The 15,655-nt window shown below is 34.4% G+C and carries 23 protein-coding genes and 1 pseudogene; 21 read left to right on the top strand and 3 right to left on the bottom strand.

The genetic code is table 11. The annotated features are described in order from the left end of the window. Positions 1–36: 36 nt before the first annotated feature. The 3 genes from AC1DVK_RS19495 to AC1DVK_RS19485 all read right to left on the bottom strand — a co-directional run bounded on the left by AC1DVK_RS19495 (position 37) and on the right by AC1DVK_RS19485 (position 1,399). The gene (locus AC1DVK_RS19495; RefSeq protein ID WP_268590427.1) at positions 37–213 is read right to left on the bottom strand and encodes a hypothetical protein; all 177 of its coding nucleotides are present in this window, start codon (positions 211–213) and stop codon (positions 37–39) included. A 31-nt stretch (positions 214–244) separates the two neighbouring features. Further along, the gene (locus tag AC1DVK_RS19490; RefSeq protein ID WP_268590426.1) at positions 245–937 is read right to left on the bottom strand and encodes a hypothetical protein; all 693 of its coding nucleotides are present in this window, start codon (positions 935–937) and stop codon (positions 245–247) included. Between the two features lie 117 nt (positions 938–1,054). Next, entirely contained in the window at positions 1,055–1,399 is a 345-nt protein-coding gene (locus tag AC1DVK_RS19485) for a helix-turn-helix domain-containing protein (protein ID WP_328097689.1), read from the bottom strand. 159 nt (positions 1,400–1,558) lie between these two features. On the opposite strand from AC1DVK_RS19485, the gene AC1DVK_RS19480 reads away from it, so the two are divergent. The 21 genes and pseudogenes from AC1DVK_RS19480 to AC1DVK_RS19380 form a co-directional block, all read left to right on the top strand. Further along, complete coding sequence (locus AC1DVK_RS19480) at positions 1,559–1,786, top strand: helix-turn-helix domain-containing protein (RefSeq protein ID WP_328097690.1); 228 nt, start codon at positions 1,559–1,561, stop codon at positions 1,784–1,786. 13 nt (positions 1,787–1,799) lie between these two features. Continuing rightward, positions 1,800–2,105 (top strand): DNA-binding protein, encoded by a 306-nt coding sequence (locus tag AC1DVK_RS19475; protein ID WP_477627180.1) that lies wholly within the window; start codon positions 1,800–1,802, stop codon positions 2,103–2,105. After that, positions 2,105–2,323: an ORF6C domain-containing protein gene (locus AC1DVK_RS19470; protein ID WP_477627179.1), complete on the top strand. Its 219-nt coding sequence runs from the start codon at positions 2,105–2,107 to the stop codon at positions 2,321–2,323. Before AC1DVK_RS19475 ends, AC1DVK_RS19470 begins: the two co-directional genes overlap by 1 nt. A 54-nt stretch (positions 2,324–2,377) precedes the next feature. Next, entirely contained in the window at positions 2,378–2,650 is a 273-nt protein-coding gene (locus tag AC1DVK_RS19465) for a helix-turn-helix domain-containing protein (RefSeq protein WP_328097693.1), read from the top strand. A 247-nt stretch (positions 2,651–2,897) separates the two neighbouring features. Beyond that, the gene (locus AC1DVK_RS19460) at positions 2,898–3,818 is read left to right on the top strand and encodes a DUF4373 domain-containing protein (protein ID WP_477627178.1); all 921 of its coding nucleotides are present in this window, start codon (positions 2,898–2,900) and stop codon (positions 3,816–3,818) included. A 3-nt stretch (positions 3,819–3,821) separates the two neighbouring features. Next, complete coding sequence (locus AC1DVK_RS19455; RefSeq protein WP_349730427.1) at positions 3,822–4,178, top strand: replicative helicase loader/inhibitor; 357 nt, start codon at positions 3,822–3,824, stop codon at positions 4,176–4,178. Positions 4,179–4,180: 2 nt separating this feature from the next. Next, the gene (dnaB, locus tag AC1DVK_RS19450; RefSeq protein WP_477627177.1) at positions 4,181–5,491 is read left to right on the top strand and encodes a replicative DNA helicase; all 1,311 of its coding nucleotides are present in this window, start codon (positions 4,181–4,183) and stop codon (positions 5,489–5,491) included. Between the two features lie 254 nt (positions 5,492–5,745). Beyond that, entirely contained in the window at positions 5,746–5,928 is a 183-nt protein-coding gene (locus AC1DVK_RS19445) for a DUF3954 domain-containing protein (RefSeq protein WP_477627176.1), read from the top strand. Positions 5,929–6,007: 79 nt separating this feature from the next. Beyond that, positions 6,008–6,658, top strand: a complete 651-nt coding sequence (locus AC1DVK_RS19440) for a hypothetical protein (protein WP_477627175.1) — start codon at positions 6,008–6,010, stop codon at positions 6,656–6,658. Next, a complete protein-coding gene (locus tag AC1DVK_RS19435; protein WP_477627174.1) occupies positions 6,639–7,796 on the top strand; it encodes a helix-turn-helix domain-containing protein in 1,158 nt (385 codons plus the stop codon). The genes AC1DVK_RS19440 and AC1DVK_RS19435 overlap by 20 nt, the downstream gene beginning before the upstream one ends. 84 nt (positions 7,797–7,880) lie before the next feature. Next, positions 7,881–8,264 carry an ArpU family phage packaging/lysis transcriptional regulator gene (locus AC1DVK_RS19430; RefSeq protein ID WP_477627173.1) on the top strand — a complete coding sequence of 128 codons (384 nt, stop codon included), beginning with the start codon at positions 7,881–7,883 and terminating at the stop codon, positions 8,262–8,264. 444 nt (positions 8,265–8,708) lie between these two features. Beyond that, positions 8,709–9,263, top strand: a complete 555-nt coding sequence (locus AC1DVK_RS19425; protein WP_379175927.1) for a tyrosine-type recombinase/integrase — start codon at positions 8,709–8,711, stop codon at positions 9,261–9,263. Positions 9,264–9,556: 293 nt separating this feature from the next. Continuing rightward, on the top strand, positions 9,557–9,724 hold the full coding sequence (locus AC1DVK_RS19420) for a hypothetical protein (RefSeq protein ID WP_477627172.1): 168 nt from the start codon (positions 9,557–9,559) through the stop codon (positions 9,722–9,724). 19 nt (positions 9,725–9,743) lie between these two features. Beyond that, positions 9,744–9,848 (top strand): annotated as a pseudogene (locus AC1DVK_RS19415) (ArpU family phage packaging/lysis transcriptional regulator); the annotation flags it as partial. A gap of 78 nt (positions 9,849–9,926) precedes the next feature. Continuing rightward, on the top strand, positions 9,927–10,775 hold the full coding sequence (locus tag AC1DVK_RS19410) for a dCTP deaminase domain-containing protein (protein ID WP_477627171.1): 849 nt from the start codon (positions 9,927–9,929) through the stop codon (positions 10,773–10,775). Beyond that, the gene (dut, locus tag AC1DVK_RS19405; protein ID WP_477627170.1) at positions 10,775–11,212 is read left to right on the top strand and encodes a dUTP diphosphatase; all 438 of its coding nucleotides are present in this window, start codon (positions 10,775–10,777) and stop codon (positions 11,210–11,212) included. The genes AC1DVK_RS19410 and dut overlap by 1 nt, the downstream gene beginning before the upstream one ends. A 187-nt stretch (positions 11,213–11,399) precedes the next feature. Further along, positions 11,400–12,182, top strand: coding sequence for a hypothetical protein (locus tag AC1DVK_RS19400; protein ID WP_477627169.1), 783 nt, complete (start codon positions 11,400–11,402; stop codon positions 12,180–12,182). A gap of 355 nt (positions 12,183–12,537) precedes the next feature. Beyond that, the gene (locus tag AC1DVK_RS19395; protein ID WP_477627168.1) at positions 12,538–13,296 is read left to right on the top strand and encodes a hypothetical protein; all 759 of its coding nucleotides are present in this window, start codon (positions 12,538–12,540) and stop codon (positions 13,294–13,296) included. A 235-nt stretch (positions 13,297–13,531) separates the two neighbouring features. Beyond that, the gene (locus AC1DVK_RS19390) at positions 13,532–13,861 is read left to right on the top strand and encodes an HNH endonuclease (RefSeq protein ID WP_477627167.1); all 330 of its coding nucleotides are present in this window, start codon (positions 13,532–13,534) and stop codon (positions 13,859–13,861) included. 129 nt (positions 13,862–13,990) lie between these two features. Then, positions 13,991–14,332 carry a P27 family phage terminase small subunit gene (locus tag AC1DVK_RS19385; RefSeq protein ID WP_477627166.1) on the top strand — a complete coding sequence of 114 codons (342 nt, stop codon included), beginning with the start codon at positions 13,991–13,993 and terminating at the stop codon, positions 14,330–14,332. Further along, positions 14,326–15,655 (top strand): terminase large subunit domain-containing protein (locus AC1DVK_RS19380; protein ID WP_477627191.1); only part of this gene is annotated, 1,330 nt, incomplete at its 3' end. The genes AC1DVK_RS19385 and AC1DVK_RS19380, both read left to right, overlap by 7 nt.

Below are 15,655 nucleotides of genomic sequence, written 5' to 3'. Positions count from 1 at the left end.
TTTTTAATTTATAAGAAAAGCCCAAATGGGCTATCCTTACTTGAAATCTTCAAACTTATTAAGCTTTTTATTTGCTGATATAAAACCGAATCCAGAAAGTAGTGCTGTTAGTGAAGCGATTGCAGCCGCGACTCCGATATCACCAAACATCATCATTGACAGTAATAAACCGATAACGCCCAATATTATTAATACTAGAGCTATAATTTTCAAGTCTACACGCCCCTACTAGTATTAATATTTATTATTCGAAAGAATATTCAACTTGTTGTTCTGGAGTAATATCCTCGTAGGATGTGCTATCTGTGGTGTAACCAAATATGAGTTTTACTTTATTGATATCCCCATTTTTTAGAATTAGTCCATCAGTATATTCCTTTTTGACCTTTCCTAAAAACTCAGAGTCTAATTCGGAATCATCTGTTATGAAGTCTTTCATTTGTGCATCAATTTGTTCGCCTTTATCAGTAACAACATTCATAAGATCGTACCATTCAATATTTTTCTCTTCTTTATTTTCAGCTTCATAAGCTATTTGTAAATAAGTAACCTCATCGCCAATAGTATCTGTGTCAGCAGCCAATTTTAGACCTTCTTTATAATCTTCAGTCATATTCGAGAGTTTTAAAAGTTTAATATTCTTAACTTTAACAGTTAAGGGAGCAATATCTAATGTTTCGTTCACTTCTTTTATTTTTATTAATTCAGCTGTTACCTCAGGAGATTCTGCCTTTTGTCCTACTACGTCTAAGATAGTATTGCCAGCTTCGTCTTTTTCTGGTTTTGGTATTTCATTTTTCACTTCTTTTTGTTCAGCACTCTTTGGCTCTTCTTTGGCTTTCTCCTCAGAAACTGAGGTTGTTTCGTCGCTCCCTCCACAACCTGACAATATAAGACCTGTTGATAGTATTAATCCTCCAAATGTAAATCTTTTCACTTAAATAACCTCCTATAATTTATATTTATATTAAAAATTTAATACCCAATAGGCAAAAGGATTTGGGTAAAATCGACTATGTTGATTCCATAGAAAGCCCTTTAAAAAGGCTAGCTATTACTTACTCTTATCTCTCTCTTTAATGAACTCCCAAAAGCGAATTAATTCTTCAATTTTTTCTTCTGGAGCGTTTTGTAAATCCTTGAAGAATATTTGTGTTTTAGGATTAAGAAATTCTTGCCACATTTCATCTGGAGATATGTTTTTCTCGTTCCCTGTAATTAAATAATCAAGAGTGACATCAAAAAAGTCAGCAATTTTTTTCAAAGTGTCATAATCAGGTTGTCTTTTATTAATTTCGTAATGAGCATAGGTTCCTCTTGTTAAACCGAGAATTTTAGAAAGTTCTTCTTGAGACAGTCCTTGTTTTGACCTTAGTTTTTTAAGTCTAGCTCCCAACATTATAAGGCCTCATTTCTTTACTAATTACCTTAATTATACTGTAGCAGAATGCTACATGAAATAATTGTAGCAAAATGTTACAAAAATTATTGACTGTGTCAAATCGCTACTGTATATTAAAATAAAGTAGCATAACGCTACAATAAAGGGGGGGAAAACGTGAAATCAAGACAATGGCTCCTTGATAAAAGAACTAAAGCAAATTTAACTCAAGAAGAGGTTGCCACTCAAGCAGACATTAAACGACCCTATTATACGCAAATCGAGTCAGGGGTTAGAAGTCCCAGTGTAAAAGTCGCTAAAGAAATAGCCGAAATCATTGGGTTTGATTGGACGCTTTTTTTTGAGAAAAATTGTAGCGATTTGAAACAAACAAATACAGCTTAAGGAGGTAATTCCAATGATTCAAGTAAATCTTGATTTTGCTGATGAAAACTTTCGAGAAGTGCTTCGACAAGAAATAAAAAATGCCATGATCGATGTAGTCCAGCAAAATCAATTACCGCCAATGCTCACAAGAAAACAGTTGATGCAACTTTTCAACATCGGTGAAACAAAAACATCTGAATTATTAAACCGTCCAGACTTTCCGGTTTTCAGAGAAGCTGGTGTATTAATTCCAACACATTTACTGTTCAAGTGGATTGAGCGAAACACACGCTGGGTTGATGAAAACACAGGCTATTTCAATAAGGAGGTCGTTTAGTGACACAACTAAATCATGGCGAAAAGTGCCGCCTTGAAAAAGGTGTAGCACGTCGAGTCTATGAATTCACAGATGACAAGAAAGGAGCTGCCAGGCTTTTTAAGGAATTATATCGGGAAATCAAAGATATATTCGGCGTGCCTACTTACAAAGATGTTAAGAGCAGGGACCTTCAGTCTGTCATACAGCTCATTGAAAACTGGTCACCTTCATCTTAACAAGTATCACCAAGACGGAGTATTCCGATTCGGCATATAAAGGTGGTGAAAATAATGAAATTCGGATCTGTTCTGCAAGCATGTAGGGAGCGGGCCGGTCTATCACAAGAAGAGTTAGCCCATCAACTGAACCGTACACAGTCTTGTGTTTCAAAATTTGAGAAAGACCGAAAAGTTCCCGACATAGGGACGTTCATGCAATGGGTTCAGGTAACTAATGCACCTGAAGTGGCAGTAGCTTACCTTTATGGTATGGATGGTATAAATATGATTCATCAGCTATTACCGATGATCGGAGGATTAATTATAGGAACAACTATTTTATGAAAAATAGATTGGGGGTAATAAAGTGAAGATCATCGCAGGGGAATGGTTGAAATTGTCTCTAATGCAGAAGCACTATCTATTAAAAAACAACATAAAAAAAGAGCAGTGAGCTACCGACTCAACTACTCAATATTTCGATAGTTCTATTTTAACAGATTATTAATGGAGCGGCAAACATTCGTTCCTTAAGTAGGTTTTAAAAAATCGATTTTTACCAACAATTTTTGAAAAAGGAGGCGAGGTGATAATGGCCAGACCAAAAAAAGAAGGTTTAGACTATTTCCCATTGGATGTTGATATGGATCAAGACGATAAAATTGCTTTGATTGAAGCGAAACATGGTGTAACAGGATTTGGAATTACGCTGAAACTCCTCATGAAAATCTATAAAGAGGGGTACTTTTATCGATGGACAGAACGAGAGCAATTACTCTTTTCAAGCCGAATAAATGTAAACATAAATACAGTTCAAGAGATAGTTATTGATTGCCTTAACTGGGGGCTATTTGACCAAGAAACATTTGATAAATATGAGATTTTAACGTCAAAGGGCATTCAAACTCGTTATATAGAGGCAATTGTCCGGAGAAAGTCTGTTACTCTTCACGAAGAATTTTTGCTGGTAGATTATCGAGAACATATCGGCTCTAGTAAAATTTCAATTTCTCTAGTTAATGCAGACAATAAAGAAGTTAATGTAAACATTAATTATAAAACAAACAAAGTAAATGGTGACATTAATCCCCAAAGTAAAGTAAAGGAAAGTAAAGTAAAGGAAAGTAAAGTAAAGGAAAGGAATAAAAACAATATACTCGAACAAATTGAAAATTTGCGTCTCAGGTATTCCAAAAATCAATTAAAGATTATTGATGATTACCTAGAAATGATTCGGCATACAAGGGTGAGTGCTAAGATATCTCCTTCTGTGATTTTAGGGATGTATCAAGACTGGGACAAGCGTCCAACGATTTGTGTAGAGTATGGCTTAAAAACCCATACCGAAAATCCCGCTTATCATTCTAAAAAGGAGAATTACACAAGTGGAATCATTCGAAACACGACAGCAGAAGAAGCAGCAGATAAGTTATCTAAACCATTGCTACAAATGAATACGGGTAAACACAAAACACCAAACAATTTTTTAGCCCTGGTAGAAAGGGGAGGTTAACCCATGGAACGTAGGCAAATTGCAGAATTACTAGATTCGATTCAATCAAGTTATCCAGGAAAGTTTGTCGTTCAAGAACCTACTAGATTACTTGATTCTTGGGAACGAGTATTGCAAAAACACGATTATGAAAGGGTTATGAGAAATTTTGATCGTCACCTTGAATCAAGTGTTTTTCCTCCAACGATAGCTGATCTTGTGAAGAAAAGGCCGTTAGACAGGATGGACTCGATTCCTAGCGTGGATGAAACACTAGAATATCTAAGGTTGATAGAAAGTAAATCAGAAATTAGTGAAGAGGCTGCCCACTCTATCGAAGTATCCAAGGCGCAAATCAGAAAAATACTAGGAAGGTCTTAAATATGGAAGAGCAACTTTTATACAATCTTGAAGTTGAAAAATCATATTTGGGGATTTTATTGGCTGAGCCTGGATTAATTAAAGACGGGAAGATAAAGCCTTATCAACTATCACCAGGGAAGAATTTCAATGTTTTATGGACGTTACAAGATTTGGACGAGAAAGGGATTCCCATTGATTTTGTATCAGTAATGGAACGAGTCGGAAGGAAAAACATAGAGAAAATTGGAGGGCCAGATTATTTAGGTGACTTGGCAGCATCAATACCATCTACAGCCAGTTTTACATACTACGAAAAAGTACTTCACGAATACTGGCAAAGGCGAGAAGCTATCACAATCGCAAATCAAATTAAGGAATCGGCCCTTTCCGGAGAGCCTGCAGTTGTTATTCAGACAGGAATCAATAATTTTATGCGGTTAGAAGATAACTCGACTGACGATGATGATGGGTCCATAAAAGATGACTTGGTTGCAGTATACGATGAATTAGAAACACCAAAAGGTGAAATTACCGGTATGCCTATAGGGTTTACAGAATTAGACCGAATGACAGCCGGTTTACAAAAACAAGACCTCATTGTCATTGCCGCCCGGCCATCTGTAGGGAAAACGGCATTTGCATTGAACATAGCAGAGGGAGTAGCTAAACAGAAACAATTCGCTGTCGGGTTCTTCTCCTTGGAAATGGGGAGAAAACAATTATTAAAAAGAATGATTTCGAGCAACGGAAGGATCAATGCTCAACATATTAGAACAAGCAACCTGGTCGATAAAGATTGGGGAAAGCTAACAGGTGCAATGGGAGATGTTAGCAACCTGAATTTAAGAATATTTGATAATCCAGGTATTACTGTTAATCAAATTTGGGCGAAGGTCCGCAAGATGAAACGGGATTTCGAAGGGAAAGACATTCTGGTCATTATTGATTACCTGCAGCTCATTACAGGATCAACCAAACATAAAGGGAATCGGATGCAAGAAATTAGTGAAATCAGTCGGATGCTAAAGCATATGGCAAGGGAATTGGATGTATGTGTTATTGCCTTAAGTCAGCTATCAAGAGCGGTAGAACAAAGGCAAGATAAACGGCCTATGATGTCAGATATACGTGAATCAGGCCAAATTGAACAAGACGCTGACGTGATTGGATTTCTTTATCGGGATGATTATTACGATAAAGAATCTGAGAGCAAAAACATTATTGAAATCATCATCGGCAAACAAAGGAATGGACCCATAGGAACCATATCATTAGCATTCATCAAAGAGTATGGGGTGTTCCTCAATCTGGAGCGCAGACATGACGGTTAGGGAACTTTATCATGAGTCCATCAAACACAAGCATAATTCACTCCGTCTGTTGATTGAATTTCTGGTATATGAAAAAAACACGATCAAATTTACTGACGATATTTCAGTACTCGATTTTTATTTTAAAGTGAATAATAAGCCGAGAATGAATGAGTTGTTGAAGGAATATCAGAGGAGGATTTATGGGTCGGCTATATGATGCTGTCCTAGCAGCATGTAGAGACGTGAGGATTATTTCACAGGGAGGAATCTCAATGAAAGAAGCTGTCGATTTAAAAATGATTGCCGAAGTAAATTTAATGGATAACAAAAAAATGTATTTAGTTAAGGATGGACAATTGATAGAGCACGATCTTCCAAATTACGGCGAGACGGTCATCGTTACGCTAAGTGGAAAAGTGGATAGATTAGAGACTACTGTGAAAAAGAAGGTATAAAAAACAAAGTGGTTGCCAAAAATTATAAAAAAAGGTAATATGGTAGCATACTATAGAGTGTGCGAGGTGCTGTTTAAATATGGAGATTATTGTACCCTTTGATGTTAAAAAGTTTATAAACAAGGAAATTCCAAGAAATGTTAGAAGTCAAATTGTTCCCTTAGTGCAAGCAGCCTACCAATTGGTTGACGAGGCACTTAAAGACGTATCGTTTTTAAAATGGGCATTGGGGAAAAAACATATCGGATACCTAGACAACATCGCAGTGCAATACACCCTCTACGAAGCAGTACTAACTGGTAAGCTCAAAAATCTTCAAGCTTTTATTGAGCCAAATAAAAATAAATCATCATATCATGTTGAAATAAAGACAAATAATACGGTTCTTACAATTAACAGAGCTAATAATAATAGTACTTCTGCGCGAAAAGCCATTTATCGTTCTATTCTTCAGAAGGAAAATCAACTGTTTTGGGATATGAATAATCAGGAATTAAAAGAAGAGCCAGGGTATTTACAACTAACACATAATCACATTGATCGAAGTGTTAAATTTGTTAACTTAGGAGTTCCGGATGGCAGAGGTAAATGGTATAGCGTAATTGACCTCACAAAAGAACTTTACTTATTGGATGAAGGTCAGGAAGGAAATAAAATAACAAAAGAGCAGCTCGTTAAATTTAAGGACTTCGCACAAGGAGTACAAGACAATGGAGGTAAAAACCAATAAAAGAACTTTTATTCCTGAAAAATTAAGGAGTGCAAGAGAGGTAAAAGGGTTAACTATAAGAGAACTTGCAGATGAAATTGGAGTATCTCATCAAGCAATATCAAAATATGAAAATTCTAAAGCATTACCTTCTGCTGAGATATTAATTAAAATTATGAGCATATTAAATGTTCCTTATGAGTATTTTTTTAAAGATTCTAAAGACAAAAATATGAATCAAATTGTATATTTTAGAAGTAAGGCCAATACAACGGCAAAAATGAAACGAATTCATGAAATAAAAATATCTTGGTTAATAGAAATATTCGAGTACCTTGAGGAAATATTAGAATTTCCAAAGTTAAATATACTTTCTTTTTCGAGAGATAAATCATTTTTCTTTGAACCTACTGGATTTGATGAAATAGAAAATATTGCTCAAGAGATCCGAAACTTTTGGAACCTTAATAATGGCCCAATCTCTGATCTAACACACTTATTTGAGAAAAATGGGATAATAGTCAGTTTCATAAAAGACAGTAACTTATCCATAGATGCTTGTTCAAAATGGAGAGAAGAGGATGGTAAATTATTTATTCTCATTGGCAACGAACGAGGCACTAATTCTAGAATCAAATTTACACTAGCCCATGAACTCGGTCATTACATTCTTCATAAGAATGTATTAAAAACCGAATTTAACAAAAAGGATGTATATAAAAGAATGGAAGAAGAGGCAAATAAGTTTGCATCTGCATTTTTATTGCCAAGAGATTCTTTTTCAGAAGAGTTAATGACTAATTCTTTAGATTATTATTTGTTGTTGAAGAAAAGATGGAATGTTTCAGTTCAAGCTATGATTTATAGATCTTATGATTTAAATCTAATTAATGATAACCAATATAGCTATCTTTGGAAACAAATTAATAAAAAGGGATGGCGAACAAAAGAACCGTATGATGAATTATTATATGAAGAGTCACCAGTACTTTTAAAGGAAGCACTTGATCTGATTCTTAAACATAACGTAAAAAGTAAGAATGCAATTTCTTCTGAGCTTGCAATACATCAATATGATATTGAAGCTTTATCCAATTTACCTCATGGTTATTTAAATGAGAGCCAAGACAAAAAAAATATAGTCAGTTTTAAAAAATAGTCTAACGGAAAAACCGAGGGCACTGAGTAAGCTAACGCTTATTTAGTGTCCTTTTTTGTTTCATATTTGAAGGAGTGATAATAAATGAATGCCAAGCAACTTACATTCTTTTCTGATATAAATGAAAAGGAAGTACAGAACGTTATTATTCGTGAGCTTAGACATTATCGTGCTTTGAAGGTACAAATTGAAAATAAAAGAGAACAGACAGAAGCAGGTATTGTGGATCTCTTTCCTTCAGTACGGAAGCAAGACCGATTAAATGAATTAAAAGTAAAACAGATTGAAAGAGCATTAGAGTGTAGTTTAGATTTTATAGAGAATAGAATCATTGAAATGAAGTATTTCACTTCTCATGAGACGAATGATATTTATATCTACATGGAGCTCGGCTTAAAGAAGGGAAAATACTATGAGAAAAAAAGGGCGGCTATATATCGTTTGGCAACAGCACTCGGCATAATCTGAGGGCTGTTTTTTTTTTTTTTTGAAAAAATTTGAACAAAAACCGAACAAATTTCGAACAAACTGGGTACCTTTTTATTTTTCGAATGACTGTAATATTTTCTTATCAGGTAATCTCCTGATGGGAGACGCATCTTTCCCATACCAATGGTGTACTCGAGTGTATCGAATGACTGAGAAGGTTGCCGGCTAATAAGGGGGAACAACTGGAGTCTAGCTGTATTGCGAACGATAGCTACGGGGCTACAAAGTGTGAAATTCCTTTGTAAAGACAGACTGTCATTTTGTACAGCGACCGTTACTGCAATCCCAGCCATTCTCCCAGGTGATTGATAAGAACGGGAATATTTTATTAAGCAATTAGCATAATGAGGTGGTAATTCTAAGGGCATTCCTAGGAGTGCTTTTTCTTTTTTCTCAAAAGAAGATTAGAGTAGGTGAGGAAAGGTGAATATTGTACAACCAATTCGCAATTTGAATACAATCCAAGAAATTAAGGCGATGTTAAAAGAGCGAAACGAGCGAAATTATATTCTGTTTTTATTCGGTATACAAACCGGCTTGAGAATATCCGATATATTAAAACTGAAAGTGAAGGATGTTCAAGGTTGGTCTGTTTTTGTAAAGGAAGGTAAGACAAAGAAAACAAAAGAAGTCAAAATGCCACCAGAACTAAAAAAAGCCATTAAGCGATACGTTCAAGAGAAACATAAAAATGAATTTCTTTTTCAGAGTCGGCAGAGTGACAGAAAAGGTAGAGTAAAACCTATATCAAGAGGTATGGCCTATACTATATTGCAAGAAATAGCAGATGAATTTGATCTTGAACGGATTGGCTGCCATTCGTTGAGAAAAACATATGGATATCATCATTACAATCAGTACAAGGATGTTGCCGTTCTTCAAGAAGCATTAAATCATAGTCATCCGGAGATTACCATGAGGTATATTGGCATCACCCAGGACAAGCAGAATAAATACCAAACAGGGTTAAGAATCTAAAAAATCTTTTTTTGGACAAACAGTTAGACATAAAAACGCTATTGTTTAACTCGTTTTTAAAAGGGGTCTGAAAGCTTCATACAGTAACGTTTTGAAGGTGTTGGCGAGTTATACTCCCTATGTCTTGAAGATAACACAGAGGGGGATATTGGCTAAATTTCAAGCGGGATTCGGCATGAAATAGTAATATTTATTAAATCGAAACAATGACGGTAAGGCAAAAAAGACCAGGATTTCTCCTGGCTACGGTGTGTGTTTTTGGTAGAAATATTATTCTATAGGGGGAATGTTAGGTGGGTCAATTATTCATTCTACCTGAAATCGATAGAGAAAAAACTAGAGATGCAGTTGAATTAGCTTTAAAAAAGACACGATTCTACATTTTCACTATTCCAGAAGAAAGGTTGTCTAAAGTTACAGCTACTTATTCAATACTTCTAAGTTTCCTTCAAAGATACTAAGATGAAGATGTGTACCATTATGAAAATAAATGAAATTGGATACAGCGAAAGAAGGTATTATCGACTAAAAGCGAGAATATTCTACAAGCTGGCATTTATTTTAATGATTGAAGTTTATAAATGAATGCACCCATTATGGGTGTTTTTCTTTGAAACAAGTAATGATAAAACTCAAATATGGAAAAGATAGGAGTTGATAAAGATGTTTTCTGATAGGGATATAAAGGCTTACCTTAGTAAAGAAATAGTTATTCATCCTTATTCTGAAAATAATTTGACGCCACTTGGTTATAATCTCAGTCCCAGTGATTTTGTGTTCTCTTTACAGGACAAAGATTTAATTTTAGAAAAAGACGGGTATTATCACATTAAACCACATGATACAGTATTAATACTTACAAAGGAATCAGTGTGGATTTCAAAAAAAATTGCGGGTACTTTTCATTCAAAGGTGGGAGTCGTTTCTAATGGATTCGGACATATTTCAACCACTTTAGATCCTAATTGGAATGGGCCACTTTTGATTTCTATTAACAACCCTACAAAAATGGAGTTGAAATTACCGGTTGATAAAACATTTATCACCTTAATATTTTACAAATTGCGTACACCATCATCTAAAGATCATGATAATGTTTCTAGTAGAAAAGATATCTTAAAATCAATTTCAGATAAAATACTAGAAAATGATTTATCTGAAAGTCAAAGAAACTTTATAGCTAAGACTAATACCATTTTTAATGATCAAAATATTTCTCAAGAGTTTTCAGAGAAGGTGCGAAGTATTTCAACTGAATCTAAAAAACCAATTAAAAATGCTATAAAACGGAGCAGATTGAAGTTTGGATTGAATGTAATAAAATATTATGGTTTAAGCGTTCTTTGTATTATTCTTATCTTAGCAATTACTCTCAGAATAATTATTCATTTCAAATCAATAAAGATGTTAGGGTTTTTATTGGTACTTGATCAAAGTACAGTTGTTGCACTTATACCAATAGTAATCGGATTACTGTATATTACAAAGCCCATCAAGGAGGAAATTAAGTAATGCAATATCAACTAAAGGTCAGTTTATTAAATGGTGAAGCAAAACTCCCTTATCAAGCTCATCCAGGTGACGCAGGAATGGATTTATTTTCAGTTGAGGAAAAAGTTATTAAACCAACGGAATCAGCACTAATAAAAACCGGTATAAAAATTGAGCTTCCAGTGGGGACTGAAGCACAAGTTAGACCTAGGAGTGGTTTAGCTCTTAAACACTCCATCACTGTTTTAAATAGCCCAGGTACAATCGATGAAGGTTATAGAGGTGAAATAGGTGTAATTTTAATTAATCATGGTAAAGAAGATTTTAAAGTAGAGAAACAAATGAGAATTGCACAAATGGTGATTTCCCCTGTAATTAGTGTGGACATATCGCAAACTGTCGAATTATCCGAAACTGCGAGATCAGAAGGTGGATTTGGTTCCAGTGGAACAAAATAAATAATCTGGCAGACAAAAGGCAGACTTTTGGCAGGAAGACGGCAGAGCATTTGGTTTTAAACGTGTTAAATTTATATCATCGAGGATAAAGAAACGGGGCGGCACTCAAATGGTGTCGTCTTTTTATGGATAAAGAAGGAAAGGCACTCCAAATAGTGTATAATTTTTCTCTATGGGGGTGGTAAGTATGGATAGAAAAACTAGCAAAAATTTATTTTTTATTATAATTGGGCTAATGATTGCCTTTCCAATTGTAATAAATATACTAATGTTTCTACATGTGTTTCCTGTAAAAGGAGATGTAAATACCTGGATCAGTTTATTGGGAACTTTTTGGGGAGCGATTGTTGGCGGAGTTATCTCAGGAGTACTTACTCTTTTAGGGGTGCAATTGACAATAAAGCATAATAATGACTTGAAGAAACGAGAAGAATACCCAGAAAAACTTTTTCGATTAGAAACTCTAATGACTTATTTAGATAAACGTAACAATGACTTTGATAGATTATTAGCTTTAGATTTTGGTGAAAAGAAAAATGTTTTTTTTGAAATCGATGAGAATTATCAACTGATAAAAACCCAAATATACTTTAAATATACTGATCAATTATTGGAAACTATTAATAAAGATATTGTTTATGTTGATTCAAAAGCTTATCGTATGTTTTTTGAAACAAGAAAGAAAGTAAATGATCTATACCAAGAGTTAATGTGGGAATCAGAATATAGTTTATTTAATTTTACAGATGCACTAATTGAAAAAGAAAATAAAAAGGGAAGTGATGTTGTTAATATAAATTGGACAGACTTTTCTTTGGACAGAGAACAAGAAAAAAAATTATCAAGTATTATTAAGAACTTATACAAAAACGAAAGAAAGCTAATTTTCCATCAAAGTGAGATTGTAAGGGACCTAAGTTTTCAATTAGAACAACATTATTTGGAACTTATTGAAGAAATAAATTATTAGCATCCAATTGCTGGATGCCTTTTTTATTGCTCCAACAAAGTAGCTAATGGCCCAACCGAGAGGGAGTCGTGCAAAGGGGAACACCTGATAAGTGTTTATGGCTATGCACCTTTAGCTGTTTTGTTGTGCTAATAATTATACAAACGAATGTTCCGTACTCGGATTGCAGTACGCCAGAGTACTCGAATTGCAGTACGCTAGAGTACTCGAATCGCAGTACTCTGAAATTTTTTCCTTCATTAAAAAGTAAGATTTTTTAATTATTTGAAAACATTTATTTCTTTTGTAGTAAAAAAAACTCATAATTTTTATGTTATATTATCCTATGTATTCAAATTTTAGGAGGTTAACACCAGTGAAAAAAGTCATTCCATTATTATTCTTATGTCTATTGTTAGGTTTTTCCACATCATTTCCGGTATTTGCAAATGAAGATACGACTACGGAAGATGATATCTATAACAACACTACTACAGAAGAAAGCACTCTCCCTGAAGATCTACAAGAAATTGCACCTATTAATGTAAATGAAATTGAGTTTGAAATTAATAAAAATCTATCACCAGATCAAATTAGTGAACGGTTCTTACAAATTAATTCATCTTACAAAATTGAGGAACCTTTTTCTCCGGAAGATTCAGAGTTTGTAAGAGCATATGCAGAATATAATTATGACAAAGAAAGCAATATCGTTGATAACAGTAATGGTATACAGGCTTATTCGATATTTAAGGATTCAGCCAGCAAATCTTTTAGCAAAACCGGCTATAAAAAATTCGGTGTAACTGTTTCATTTACAGGGAAAGTATATTCAACTCTTAATGTAGTAAATCATAGCTACAGAGGAAATATAAAAACTAAAATTACTGCTGGTTCATCGAAAGTAAAAAGTATAAAGCACGTTATAACTAATGTTGCTTATGGGGCTATTGGAACTAGTGGAACAATCGTAGGTATAGTTTCAAATACTTCGATGTCTGATAGTACAACAAGTTCTTCACTGAATACCGATAAAACTAAAAAATACACTGCAGCACTTGTAGTGTATACTAATACTAATGCATATACCGCAATTAAAACAAATGACGGTACATTTAATCTATATGCTTTATAAAGGAGTGATATAAAAATGGGAAACTTTAGTTTACCAGGTTTAATTGGGCTTTTAATTGTAGTTGGTTTAATAGGGTTACTAATATATAGAGCTGTTAAAAAAAAATAAGGCAATATTAAGCTCTAAGCAGAAGAAGATATAGTAAAGCGTAAAGATTATCTGGATAAGAAAAGAGAAGCATCATCCTAGCGATGGTGCTTTTTATTATGGAGAAAGAAGGTGGTTATAGAGAAAGATGACTGAGTACAAGACCGATGTACAGAAGAAGAAGTTCTATCGTACCAGTGAATGGAACAAGCTAAGGCAGCAGGCATTGATAAGAGATAACTTTGAATGTCAATGGTGCAAGAAAGAGGGAAAGGCTACTGTTGATTCAATCAAAGAAAAAGGTAAACGAAAGGATATTGTTCTCAATGTTGACCATAAGTATGGCATAGAAAATTATCCGCAGCTGGCACTAGTATTAAATAATTTGGAAACATTATGCGTTTATCATCACAATGTTAAGGAAGGCAGGGTCTTTGGCCAAACCAAAAAGAAAAGATGGGATGATGAAAGATGGTAACACCCCCCGCCTTGCAAAGAGGCTATTTTTAATTTTACCCGGGGACCGGGGAGGGGGCTCTGCTGTCCAAAAAAAATCAAAAAAACCATTGCTATATTAGGGGGTTAAAACAAGAGGGGGGGTGTTTTTGTGGGTGGAGTTGTAAAAATTTCAGAATTGGAAAACCAATTGATGAACCGAATTGATAGAGACGATTTAATAGAAGTTGATAAGGTAATGAGGTATATAGCGATTGTTAAGCAAATTAGAAAACTTCAAATTGCAATCAACAAAGGCGGCGTAATGGCAACAACTATTAATGCAAATCAGGAATTCACTAAAGCAAATCCTGCTATAAATGAATTAAATAAGCTCACAAAAACATTAATCGCTCTTGAAAAATCTATTAAATTTGAAATGTTTAATGTATCAGTTATACCTAAAGATGATGAGAAGGATAATGACGGACCAGAAGTCAGTGATTTATACTGATACATCAAAAATATGTATATGCTTATATTGAGACGTGGCGAAAGGGTCACGTTGTATTTAACCAAGAGCGAATTGATTTAATAAGACAATTAGAAACCGAAGTTCTTGTTCGTGACGATATATATTTCGATGAAAAGCAAATTGAGCAATGTATAAACTATATTGAGAAATGGTATTTTAAATTAGAACCATTTCAAAAGTTTATTATTGCTTTTATATTCCTTAAATACAAAGAACGTGACAAGTTATTTTATAAAGATATCGTTATTGTTATTGCTCGTGGGAATGGGAAGAATGGATTGATTTCGGGCCTTGCTGATTATTTTATTAGCCCTGGTCATGGTATCGAAGGATATAACGTAGATGTTGTTGCCAATAGTGAAGATCAAGCTGAAACATCTGTAAAAGAAGCTTACAACATGAAGGAAAAGAACAAGAAATTTATGAAGAACTTCTTCTCCTGGACTAAGACGAAGATCACTGGAAAGGCTGCTCTTGCGGAATTCAAGTTCCGGACATCCAATGCCGACACAAAAGATGGCGGCCGACCTGGATGTTTGATTTTTGATGAATGGCATATTTATGAAGATACAAAACTAATAAACACGCTAAGCTCAGGATTAGGTAAAGTAAAGCATAGAAGAAGAATTTATATATCCACCAACGGTCATGTCCGTGGTGGTTTTTTTGATAGATTTATTGAGCAGTGTTTAGAAGTCTTAAGAGGCGGAAGTAGACGTGAAAACCGTTTTGTTTTCATTTGCAAAATGGACAGTAAGGATGAAGTCGAAAGATCAGAATTATGGGAAAAGGCAAATCCTATGTTTAGTCAGCCAAGGAGCCCATATGCTGAAGAACTGTTYGACACAATTATGGATGAATATTTGGATCTTGAAGATGACCCWTCCGGGCTACCTGAATTCATGGCCAAAAGGATGAATCTTCCTCAAGAAGATAATACGGTTAAGGTAGCATCCTGGGAAGATATCCAAGCGACTAATAAGCCTATTCCATATGATCGACTAGAAAATAAAACATGTGTAGGTGCAATTGATTTCTCATTCATAAAAGACTTTACAGCATGCGGTGTTTTATTTAAGGATGGTGAAAATTATWYATGGGAAAGCCATCAGTTTGCAAGACGTGATTTTATCAAAGARGCAAAATTAAAACCTCCAATATTTGAGTGGGAAGAGGAWGGGTTGATTACATTATTGGATGAACCCGTTATTGATATCAGTTATATGGTCAATTACTTTTGTGAAATGAGAGAGAAATACGGGYTAAATACTATTGTTGGAGATACGTTGTTGGAGATACGTT

The organism is Peribacillus sp. P4_B1, assembly GCF_056402395.1.
The sequence above is the reverse complement of the archived record's forward strand: the minus strand, read 5'-3'. Positions and strand labels throughout refer to the sequence as shown.

Bases quoted from the DNA above. Each gene is read 5' to 3' on its own strand.
- AC1DVK_RS19475 (WP_477627180.1), top strand. From the start codon at position 1,800: ATGATTCAAGTAAATCTTGATTTTGCTGATGAAAACTTTCGAGAAGTG.
- AC1DVK_RS19460 (WP_477627178.1), top strand. From the start codon at position 2,898: ATGGCCAGACCAAAAAAAGAAGGTTTAGACTATTTCCCATTGGATGTT.
- AC1DVK_RS19410 (WP_477627171.1), top strand. From the start codon at position 9,927: ATGTTTTCTGATAGGGATATAAAGGCTTACCTTAGTAAAGAAATAGTT.
- AC1DVK_RS19400 (WP_477627169.1), top strand. From the start codon at position 11,400: ATGGATAGAAAAACTAGCAAAAATTTATTTTTTATTATAATTGGGCTA.
- AC1DVK_RS19445 (WP_477627176.1), top strand. From the start codon at position 5,746: ATGAAAGAAGCTGTCGATTTAAAAATGATTGCCGAAGTAAATTTAATG.
- AC1DVK_RS19430 (WP_477627173.1), top strand. From the start codon at position 7,881: ATGAATGCCAAGCAACTTACATTCTTTTCTGATATAAATGAAAAGGAA.
- AC1DVK_RS19390 (WP_477627167.1), top strand. From the start codon at position 13,532: ATGACTGAGTACAAGACCGATGTACAGAAGAAGAAGTTCTATCGTACC.
- AC1DVK_RS19485 (WP_328097689.1), bottom strand. From the start codon at position 1,399: ATGTTGGGAGCTAGACTTAAAAAACTAAGGTCAAAACAAGGACTGTCT.
- AC1DVK_RS19465 (WP_328097693.1), top strand. From the start codon at position 2,378: ATGAAATTCGGATCTGTTCTGCAAGCATGTAGGGAGCGGGCCGGTCTA.
- AC1DVK_RS19435 (WP_477627174.1), top strand. From the start codon at position 6,639: ATGGAGGTAAAAACCAATAAAAGAACTTTTATTCCTGAAAAATTAAGG.
- AC1DVK_RS19440 (WP_477627175.1), top strand. From the start codon at position 6,008: ATGGAGATTATTGTACCCTTTGATGTTAAAAAGTTTATAAACAAGGAA.
- dnaB (WP_477627177.1), top strand. From the start codon at position 4,181: ATGGAAGAGCAACTTTTATACAATCTTGAAGTTGAAAAATCATATTTG.
- dut (WP_477627170.1), top strand. From the start codon at position 10,775: ATGCAATATCAACTAAAGGTCAGTTTATTAAATGGTGAAGCAAAACTC.
- AC1DVK_RS19455 (WP_349730427.1), top strand. From the start codon at position 3,822: ATGGAACGTAGGCAAATTGCAGAATTACTAGATTCGATTCAATCAAGT.